The following is a 9,302-nucleotide window of genomic DNA, read 5'->3' as shown; positions in this document are numbered from 1 at the left end:
GCAGTACGGCGCTCCCCAGGGCCAGCAGCAGTACGGCGCCCCGCAGCAGCCGCAGTACGGCGCACCCCAGGGCCAGCAGCCCGGGCAGCAGTGGGGTCAGCAGGGGCAGCAGTTCGGCCAGCCGCAGTACGGCGGCCCCCAGGGTGGCGGCAACGGTGTGAACTTCGACTTCAGCAAGCTGCTCGTCGGCAACTGGGCCGGGATGGCCATGGTGGCCGGTGCGGCCCTCGGCGTCGCGTTCGTGATCTCCCTGATCCTGGCGTTCACGACTGCCGACAAGCTCGATGTGGCCAGCGCCATTGGCGCCACCTTCCTGCTGACCGGTGCCACGTTCGGCGCCGACCTGATCCAGGACGACGGCGACGCCACCACGTCATTGGGCCAGTACCCCTTGCTCGCCACGCTCCTCGCCCTGGGCGCGGCGGTCTACCTCTTCCGCCGCTCGACGGCCAACTACACCAGCGTGAAGGAAGCCCTGATCGACGCCGTTCGTGCGGCGCTGATCCTTGCCGTCTTCAGCACGGTGCTGGCCATCGTGATGAAGATCTGGGAGCCCAAGCTCAAGGGCTACGAGAGCTCCGGCGGCGAGAGCGAGGACTTCGACTTCCTCGGCGCGCCCGTGGGCCTCGCGAACGGCAAGTTCACGTTGTCCATCGGCGGGTCGATCTTTCTGCCGCTGATCATCCTCGCGCTGGTCCTGGCCCTGACCTGCCTGGTCCGCCGCGACTGGTTGGGCGACAAGGTGCTGGCCAAGGTGCACGACTTCGTGGCCGCGCCGATCATCGGCTTCACCACCCTGATCCTGGCCACCATCCCGGCCGGGCTCCTCTACATGGTGGCGATCATCGCCGGCGAGAAGGATGCCCGCGGGTTCGCGCCCGCAATGGGCCTGCTCGGCAACCTGCCCGGCATCGGCCTGCACATGATCGGTCTCGGCTCACTGTCGAAGCTCGGCTTCCATTCCTCGTCCAGCGACGACGACATCGCCGACCAGCTCGAGGAAGCCATCGACGACGCCGGCGGCGCTCCCGCCTGGGTCGGCGACTTCGCCGGCGACCACGGCGCCATCTTCTGGGTCGCGCTTCTGGTCGGTATCCCGGCCCTCGCCGCCGCGGTGTGGATGGTCATCAAGCGCTCGACCGGAACCGCCAACCCGCTCTACAACGTGGGCGTCTACATCGGTTCGATGCTGATCGTCGTTCCGCTGCTCGTCCGCCTCTCGAACGTCCACGTGACCAGCGAGTTCGACAGCGAGGACTACACGATCGCCGGCGGGCTCTCCGGCGGCACCACCCTGTTGCTCTTCATGGTCTTCTCCCTGGTGGCGGCAGCCGTGATCCTCGTGGTGACGGGCAAGCTCGACGTCAACGCGCTGAAGGCGAAGGCGTCGAACTTCCAGAGCCAACCCGGCCAGCAGCCGGGTCAGCAGCAGTGGGGTCAGCAGCCGGGCCAGCAGCAGTGGGGCAACCAGCCGCCGCAGCAGCAGTACGGCCAGCCCGGTCAGCAGCAGTGGAGCCAGCCGCAGCCTCCTCAGGGCCAGCCTCCGCAGGGGCAGCCCCCTCAGCAGGACCAGTGGGGTCAGCAGCAGCCGCCGTACGGCCAGCAGCCGCCGCAGAACCCGCAGGGTGGCTGGCAGCCGCCCCAGCAGTAGGTCTGCACTGCACTCCGACAGCCGTCGGTCCGGATTCCGGATCGGCGGCTGTCGTCGTTTCACGGTCCATCGCGCACAAGGATGCGATCTGCAGTCACCTGGTGCCTGTGAATCGCATTCTTGTCGATGTTCAGAGTCGTGTGAGCACGAGTGCTGCGCGCTCGGCGTCCTGGCGGCTCACGTCGAGATGGGTGACCAGGCGCACGGCCGTGGGCCCGACTGCCGAGATGCGTACACCGGACTCCCCCGCTGCGGCCACGAACGCTGCGGCGTCTTCACGGTCGACCACCACGATGTTGGTGTGCACGGTGGCCGGGTCGACGCCGAGCGCCTCGGCGAGCAACCTGGCGTTGTCGTGGTCCTCGGCCAGTCGTTCGACGTGGTGGTCCAGCGCGTGGATACCGGCCGCGGCCAGGATGCCGACCTGGCGCATGCCGCCTCCCATGCGCTTGCGCCACACCCGGCTCTCCTCGATCGCCGCGGCGTTGCCCACCACCAGCGACCCGACCGGCGCGCCCAGTCCCTTGGAGAGACAGACGGCCAGCACGTCGGCGACCTGCCCGTAGTCGCGCAGTGGGACACCGGTCGCGACGTGCGCGTTCCAGATCCGGGCGCCGTCGAGGTGGATGCGGACGTCGACCGAGTCGGCGTACGCCCGAAGCGCCTGCAGGTCCTCGATCGGCACGACCGTGCCGCCGGCGAAGTTGTGGGTGTTCTCGACGGCGATCGCGGCAGTGGGCACGAAGAACGGACCCATGTCGGGTGCGAAGAGCTCCTTGATCGCGGGCAGGTCGACGCCTCCGAGCGGGTGGCTCCAGGTGCGCATCGTGATGCCGGTGTACGCCGCGTGGGCACCGAGCTCGGCGCGGGCGATGTGGGCCCGTGCGTCGCACAGCACCTCCTCACCGACGCCGGCGACAGTGCGTACGGCGAGCACGTTGGCCATCGACCCGGTGGGGGTGAAGAGCGCCGCCTCATGGCCGAAGAGGTCGGCGACCCGTTCCTCGAGCTCACGCACGGTGGGGTCCTCGCCGTACACGTCGTCGCCCACCTCGGCGTCCGCCATCGCCGCCCGCATCGCAGCCGTGGGACGGGTCAGGGTGTCACTGCGCAGGTCGACGACGTCACTCATGCAGCCATCCTGCCGCAACGTCCTGCGTACCGGTCGCCAGGGCAACCCCGACGCAGGACGTCCCGAACAACGTCCTGCACACCGGTCCTCAGGGCAACCCCGACGCAGGGCGTCCCGAACGGGTTCCCGAGCAGGCTCCCCGGCGGCCCGGCGAGCGGAAGTCAGGCCTTGCGCAGCATCTCGGCGACGAGGAAGGACAGCTCGAGCGACTGCACCCGGTTCAGGCGCGGGTCGCACACCGACTCGTAGCGGTTGCCGAGGTCGATCTCGGCAAGCTCCTCGCCACCGCCGACGCACTCGGTCACGTCGTCACCCGTGAGCTCGACGTGGACGCCGCCGGGCCAGGTGCCGAGGGAACGGTGGACGTCGAAGAATCCCTGCACCTCCTCGATGACATCGTCGAAGGCGCGGGTCTTGTAGCCCGAGGACGCCTCGAAGGTGTTGCCGTGCATCGGGTCGCAGACCCAGGCCACGTTGACGCCGGCAGCGGTGACCTTCTCGACCAGGCTGGGCAGTCCGTGACGGATCTTGCCGGCGCCGAAGCGGGTGATGAACGTGAGTCGGCCGGCCTCGTTGGTGGGGTTGAGCTTGGCGGCCAGGGCCAGCGCGTCATCCGCGGTCGAGGTGGGCCCGAGCTTGACGCCGATCGGGTTCTGGATGCGGCTCAGCAGCTCGACGTGGGCGCCGTCGAGCTGGCGGGTGCGCTCGCCGATCCACACGAAGTGACTCGACACGTCGTAGGGCAGCTCGGTGCGCGAGTCGATACGGGTCATCGCGTGTTCGTACTCCAGCACCAACGCTTCGTGGCTGGAGTGGAAGTCGACCCGGTGGAACTCGTCGGGGTCGGCGCCGATCGCCTTCATGAACGTCAGCGCGCGCTCGATCTCGCCGGCCATCAGCTCGTAGCGCTGGGCGTGGGGCGACTCGCGGACGAAGTCGTTGTTCCAGGTGTGCACCTGCCGCAGGTCGGCGTACCCACCGTTGACGAAGGCGCGGATCAGGTTCAGCGTGGCGGCCGAGGCGTTGTAGACGTCGACGAGCCGCTGCGGGTCCGGCGTGCGGGCCTCGGGGGTGAAGTCGAAGCCGTTCACCGCGTCGCCGCGGTACGCCGGAAGGGTGACGTCTCCACGGGTCTCGGTGTCGCTCGAGCGCGGCTTGGCGTACTGACCGGCGAGGCGACCGAGCTTCACCACGGGCACTGAGCCGGCGTAGGTGAGCACGACCGCCATCTGCAGGAGCACCCGCAGCTTGTTCTTCACGTTGTCGGCCGTGACCCCGGCGAACGTCTCCGCGCAGTCACCGCCCTGGAGCAGGAACGCCTCGCCCCGGCTGACCGCGGCCAGCTTGGTCTTCAACTCGTCGCACTCGCCGGCGAAGACCAGCGGCGGGAAGTGACGCAGCCGCGCGACAGCGGCGTCGACCGCTTCGGAGTCGGGGTACGTCGGCTGCTGGGCGGCACCCTGGGCGTGCAGGGCGGCGAGGTCGGGAATCACGGTTCAAGACTACGACGTGGGTGACCCTCGACCGCATCCGCTCCGGACTACTCCCCCGTGAACTCGACTTCCTTGCCCCTGCGGGTGACGGCCCACGTGAGTGCCCAGAGCACGACACCGAGCCCGATCAGGATCGCGGCGATCTGGTACTGGTCCATCTGCTTCTCGGTGCGCGCCCACGGCCCGACGAGATAGGCACACGTGATCGCACCGATGTAGGGCATCACCGTCGGAGTGCGGAAATGGGGGCGATCGACCACGTCCTTGCGCAGCACGATCAGCGCGATGTTGACCACGGTGAAGACCGCGAGCAACAGGAGGGCGGTCGTGCCGCCCAGCAGCGACACGGTGTTCGCCCCGGCCTCACTGCCGCTCTCGATCACCACGTAGGTGATCAGGCCGAGCGCGATCAAGGTGGTGAAGAGGATCGAGACGTACGGCGTGCGGCGGACCTTGTGCACGCGTCCGAGCGGCTTGGGCAGGACGCCCTGGTTGGCCATGCCGTAGAGCAGCCGGCTGGCCATCAGCATGTTGATCAGTGCCGAGTTGGCGACCGCGAACATGCCGATGAACGGGAAGATCCGGTCGAACGGGACGTCGGGCGCGCCCGCGGCGACGACCTGGGTGAGGGCGCTGCCCTTGTCTGCGTTGGTCAGGTCGCCGACGGGGACGAGTGCCACCGCGGTGATCGCGACCAGCACGTAGATCAGCCCGGTGATGCCGAGCCCGGTGAGCATCATCTTCGGGAAGTCACGCTCCGGGTTCTTGCACTCCTCGGCCATGTTCACCGAGTCCTCGAAGCCGACCATCGCGAAGAACGCCAACGCGGTGCCGGTCGAGATGGTGATGAACATCGACTTGTCCTCGGGTGACTCGAACACGACGGTGCGTGAGAAGTCGGCATCACCCTGCGTGACGGCGTACAACCCGACGAAGATGATCAGCAGCAGGCCGGAGACCTCGACCATCGTGAGCACCACATTGGTCATCACGCTCTCGCTGACCCCGCGGAAGTTGACCGCGGCGATCAGGACCATGAAGCCGAGGGCGATCAGCAGGATCGGCGTGCTGCCGGCTTCGTAGCCGAGCTCGAACCCGTCGCTGAGGAATCCGGCGAACGCGTTGGCCGCGGTGGATGCCGACGTGATGCCGGAGCACATCACCGTGAAGGCCACGATGAAGGTGATGAAGTGGATGCCGAACGCCTTGTGCGTGTAGAGCGCGGCCCCGGCGGCCTGGGGGTACTTCGTGACCAGCTCGAGATAGGAGAAGGCCGTGATCGTGGCGACGATGAAGGCGGCCAGGAACGGCGCCCAGGCGGCGCCACCGACCTGGCCGGCGACGTCGCCGGTCAGCGCGTAGACACCGGTGCCGAGGATGTCTCCGACGATGAAGAGCAGCAGGAGCCTGGGTCCGATCGCCCGATGGAGCTCCGTGGCCTCGTCACCGGGTGAGACCTCGGACATTTCGTCGGGCGTCGTACTCATGAAGACCTCCACTGGCGGGTTCACGACTCCGGACGAGCCGCGGTCGGCAAGGCGACCTCGATCTGACCCTGTTCACTCTGGCCCGACGGTGCAACTTTGGCAACAACCCTCGCCCTTCCCGGGGTACGTCGTTCCGCCGTCCGGTCGCACGCAGAACGGCGCCGCCCTCCCGTCAGGGATGGACGGCGCCGTTGCTGTGCAGGGTCAGCGGACCTCGCAGTCGGTCGGACTGTCGCAGGGTCGGATCGGGTGGTCCTCGATGACCTTGCCTGCGGCGTCGTAGGTGACCACCTTGGCCAGGGTGCCGGTGACGTCGGCCCAGAACATCGTCTCTCCCGGGACCAGCGCATCGGACGAGACCTGTGCATCGGTGCGGGTCCCGTCGGTCGCGACGTACTCGACCCGCGCCACGTCGGTGCCGTCCGCGCCACCGACCCACAGCGTCGTCGGGCTGCCGGTGGAGTAGTTGTCGGAGCTGAACATCTCCAGCTGCGAGCCGGGCTTCAGGAAGTCGTCCGTGCCCATGCCCCACATGTAGTAGCGGTGGGCGCCGTCGTCGGCGATCAGGGCGGGGTCGCAGGGACCGTCGACCGGCTTGTCGGCGTTCCAGTCCCAGGCCCGCATGCAGGCGAGCTCGACGCTGCCGCCGTCGACCAGGATGCCCATCTCGGTGGATCCGACCGGGTAGCTTCCGTCCTCGCCGGCGAGCTCGCCCTGCTCGATCTCCTCGACGCCCCGATAGAGCCAGTCGGGGAACGAGTCAGCGGCGTACCTGGTCACACCCGTGTAGTAGTGGCTGCCCATCGTGATCGGGTCGCCCACGAAGCGCTCCGGTCCGAGCGCCTGTTCCTCGCCCGGGCCAGGTGCCGTGCCGGGACCCGGCACCACGACCTGGCTCGGGGAGACCTGCACCGCGCCGGGGATCTCGTCCAGCGCGCGCTGGGCGATCGGCCGCAGCTGGTCGGCCTGCGCATCGTTGGCGACCTGGTCGTCGGCAGGCCGGTCCTGGTCGGCGCCGGGCATGCCGTTCACCACGGCGGCGGTGAGTACGGCGACCGCGAGTGCGCCCCCGAGCCCGACGGCAAGGCGGCGCCCGGTGCGACGTCGTCGCCCCAGTGCGTGGATGGTGTCGAGGTCGGGGCGGCCGAGCAGTTCACTCCGCGGCGTCGCCAGGCTCTGTTCCAGGTGTTCGATCTCGTTGGTCATCGGTTTCTCCCCGTGGTGATGGTGTCCGTCGTTGCTTCCGTGGCGGTCGCACGGAGCTTGGCCAGGGCACGCGACAACGTGCTCTTGACCGTGCCGGGTGCGATGCCGAGCTCGGCAGCCGCAGCCGCCTCGGACAGGTCGAAGTAGTGCCGGAGCAGGAGCACCCGACGTTCCTTCTCGGTGAGGGTCGCCAGCAACCGCACCAGCTCGTCGCGGTCGCCGAGCGGGTCACCGGTCTCGGGCTCCGGTCGGTCACCGAGATGCTCGTCGCCGACCTCGTGCACCCGCCGCCGTCGCAGGCGGTCGATGTTGAGGTTCACCAGCACCCTGCGGGTGTAGGCCATCGCGTCCTCGTGGCGCACCTTGCGCCACGAGGAGTAGGTGCGCACCAGAGCAGTCTGTGCAAGGTCCTCGGCGAGGTGGTGGTCACTGGTGAGCAGGTACGCCGCCCAGCGCAGTCGCGGCCACGCTGCCACCGCGAACTCGTCGAACTCATGGTCCTGGTCAGACCCGCGCATCCGGTCCCCCTTCTTCCCTGTCGTCACCCCTGATTACGGATCCGGAGGCTGTGGGGTTCTGTGCGGGGGCAGGAAAGATCGGCTCAGCCGAAGAAGACCTGCGCCTCGGCGTACTCCTCGGGGCTGACCAGCTTGAGCTCGCCGGTCGCCTCGGCCAACGGGATGCGCACGATCCTGGTGCCACGCAGCGCCATCATCGTGCCGAAGTCACCCTCCGCCACGGCGTCTGCGGCCTGCAGTCCCAGCCTGGTGGCCAACCAGCGGTCGAAGGCGGTCGGTGTGCCACCGCGTTGGATGTGGCCCAGCACCACGGAACGCGCCTCCTTGCCGGTGCGCTCCTCGATCTGGCGGGCCAGTCGGTCGCCGATGCCACCGAGACGCACGTGCCCGAACGCATCGAGGTCGGCCTCCTGCAGCGACGCATCGCCCTCACGTGGCGTGGCTCCCTCGGAGACCACGATGATCGGTGCGTACTCGCTCTCGAACCGGCGCTCCACCAGCCGGCAGACCTCGGCGATGTCGTAGGGCTGCTCGGGGATCAGCACGATGCTGGCGCCACCGGCCAACCCGGAGTGCAGCGCGATCCAGCCGGCGTGGCGTCCCATCACCTCGACCACCAGCACGCGGTGGTGTGACTCCGCGGTGGTGTGCAGTCGGTCGATCGCCTCGGTGGCAATGTTCACCGCGGTGTCGAAGCCGAACGTGAAGTCGGTGCCGGAGAGGTCGTTGTCGATCGTCTTGGGCACGCCGACCACGTCGACGCCCAGGCCGGCCAACTGGGTCGCGACGCCGAGGGTGTCCTCTCCGCCGATCGCCACCAGGGCGTCGATCCCGTCACGGGCGAGGTTCTCACGGATCCGTTCGACACCGCCCTCGATCGCGAACGGGTTCGTCCGCGAGGAGCCCAGGATCGTGCCGCCGCGCGGCAGGATCCCACGACACTGCTCGATGCCGAGCGGCATCGTGTGTCCCTCGAGCGGGCCCTTCCATCCGTCGCGGTAGCCGACGAAGTCGAACCCGTGAATCGTGATGCCCTTGCGCACGACGGCCCGGATCACCGCGTTCAGGCCTGGACAGTCGCCACCACCGGTGAGCACTCCGACTCGCATGTCCCCCACCCTTGCATCGTTCGGTCAGATCAACCAGAGCAACCAGCCGATCGCGAACCCCGCGGCGATCCCGGCCACGAGCGCCACCACCAGCATCAGGTAGCCACCGACCACCGTGCGGTCCGTGGGCAGTCGATCGGTGCGCCAGCGCGGGTCCCGGGCCGACGTCTCCACCTGTGCGTTCGTCACCCGCATGTCGAGTACGCCGACCTCGCGCAGGTCGGGGTGCAGTGCCACGAGTGCGGAGGTGCCCTTCGACAGCGAGACCGGGCTCAGCGTGGCCACGCGTCGCGGCGGACCGTCCGGTGGGAGCACGGTGAACGCGACGCTGTACGCCGCAGCGCCTCGCCCTTCCTCGGCACCGAGGGCCAGCGGGGGGTTCTTCTTCCAACGGCGTTCGCGCACGACACGCGCCGGGGCGATCGGTGCGGTGGTCGTACCGGAGATGATCTCGCGACTCCCGCGCTCGACCTCGGCGTGGAGTCGACGGGCGGCACGACGCGGCACCCACGCCACGAACACGCCCCACCCGACCATCCACAGGAGGCTGACGCCGGCGATGACCACCAACCGGTTCACGTCGGGGTCCGAGGAGTCCATGCCCGCAATGGCGCCCCACAGCATGCCGAGCGGCACCAGCTGTCCGAAGATGGTGGCGCGGGTGAAGGTCGACAGGTCGTTCAACATGCCGGCATTCTCTCCCGAC

The 9,302-nt window shown here is 68.7% G+C and carries 8 protein-coding genes; 1 reads left to right on the top strand and 7 read right to left on the bottom strand.

Annotation, left to right across the window (positions count from 1 at the left end):
* Positions 1 to 1,651 (top strand): hypothetical protein (locus ASD66_RS24925; protein WP_200949978.1); only part of this gene is annotated, 1,651 nt, incomplete at its 5' end.
* 130 nt (positions 1,652 to 1,781) lie between these two features.
* Here ASD66_RS24925 and ASD66_RS09620 read toward each other — a convergent pair.
* The 7 genes from ASD66_RS09620 to ASD66_RS09590 all read right to left on the bottom strand — a co-directional run bounded on the left by ASD66_RS09620 (position 1,782) and on the right by ASD66_RS09590 (position 9,283).
* Entirely contained in the window at positions 1,782 to 2,783 is a 1,002-nt protein-coding gene (locus ASD66_RS09620; protein WP_056890806.1) for a threonine aldolase family protein, read from the bottom strand.
* A gap of 161 nt (positions 2,784 to 2,944) precedes the next feature.
* Positions 2,945 to 4,276 (bottom strand): class II 3-deoxy-7-phosphoheptulonate synthase, encoded by a 1,332-nt coding sequence (locus ASD66_RS09615; protein ID WP_056890805.1) that lies wholly within the window; start codon positions 4,274 to 4,276, stop codon positions 2,945 to 2,947.
* A gap of 47 nt (positions 4,277 to 4,323) precedes the next feature.
* Positions 4,324 to 5,763 carry an APC family permease gene (locus ASD66_RS09610; RefSeq protein ID WP_082563640.1) on the bottom strand — a complete coding sequence of 480 codons (1,440 nt, stop codon included), beginning with the start codon at positions 5,761 to 5,763 and terminating at the stop codon, positions 4,324 to 4,326.
* Positions 5,764 to 5,967: 204 nt separating this feature from the next.
* Positions 5,968 to 6,969 carry a hypothetical protein gene (locus tag ASD66_RS09605; protein ID WP_056890804.1) on the bottom strand — a complete coding sequence of 334 codons (1,002 nt, stop codon included), beginning with the start codon at positions 6,967 to 6,969 and terminating at the stop codon, positions 5,968 to 5,970.
* Positions 6,966 to 7,487, bottom strand: a complete 522-nt coding sequence (locus ASD66_RS09600; protein ID WP_056676663.1) for a SigE family RNA polymerase sigma factor — start codon at positions 7,485 to 7,487, stop codon at positions 6,966 to 6,968. The genes ASD66_RS09605 and ASD66_RS09600 overlap by 4 nt, the downstream gene beginning before the upstream one ends.
* A gap of 83 nt (positions 7,488 to 7,570) precedes the next feature.
* Positions 7,571 to 8,596: a 6-phosphofructokinase gene (locus ASD66_RS09595; RefSeq protein WP_056890803.1), complete on the bottom strand. Its 1,026-nt coding sequence runs from the start codon at positions 8,594 to 8,596 to the stop codon at positions 7,571 to 7,573.
* Positions 8,597 to 8,620: 24 nt separating this feature from the next.
* Positions 8,621 to 9,283 carry a hypothetical protein gene (locus ASD66_RS09590; protein WP_056890802.1) on the bottom strand — a complete coding sequence of 221 codons (663 nt, stop codon included), beginning with the start codon at positions 9,281 to 9,283 and terminating at the stop codon, positions 8,621 to 8,623.
* Positions 9,284 to 9,302: the final 19 nt, after the last annotated feature.

This window comes from Nocardioides sp. Root151 (assembly GCF_001427925.1).
GTDB lineage: Bacteria > Actinomycetota > Actinomycetes > Propionibacteriales > Nocardioidaceae > Nocardioides.
Note: the sequence above shows the minus strand (reverse complement) of the source record. Positions and strands in the feature narration are given on the sequence as shown.

What these genes read in the sequence shown, in the direction of transcription:
- ASD66_RS09620 (WP_056890806.1), bottom strand. Translation starts at nt 2,783, where the DNA reads ATGAGTGACGTCGTCGACCTGCGCAGTGACACCCTGACCCGTCCCACG.
- ASD66_RS09610 (WP_082563640.1), bottom strand. Translation starts at nt 5,763, where the DNA reads ATGAGTACGACGCCCGACGAAATGTCCGAGGTCTCACCCGGTGACGAG.
- ASD66_RS09605 (WP_056890804.1), bottom strand. Translation starts at nt 6,969, where the DNA reads ATGACCAACGAGATCGAACACCTGGAACAGAGCCTGGCGACGCCGCGG.
- ASD66_RS09600 (WP_056676663.1), bottom strand. Translation starts at nt 7,487, where the DNA reads ATGCGCGGGTCTGACCAGGACCATGAGTTCGACGAGTTCGCGGTGGCA.
- ASD66_RS09595 (WP_056890803.1), bottom strand. Translation starts at nt 8,596, where the DNA reads ATGCGAGTCGGAGTGCTCACCGGTGGTGGCGACTGTCCAGGCCTGAAC.
- ASD66_RS09590 (WP_056890802.1), bottom strand. Translation starts at nt 9,283, where the DNA reads ATGTTGAACGACCTGTCGACCTTCACCCGCGCCACCATCTTCGGACAG.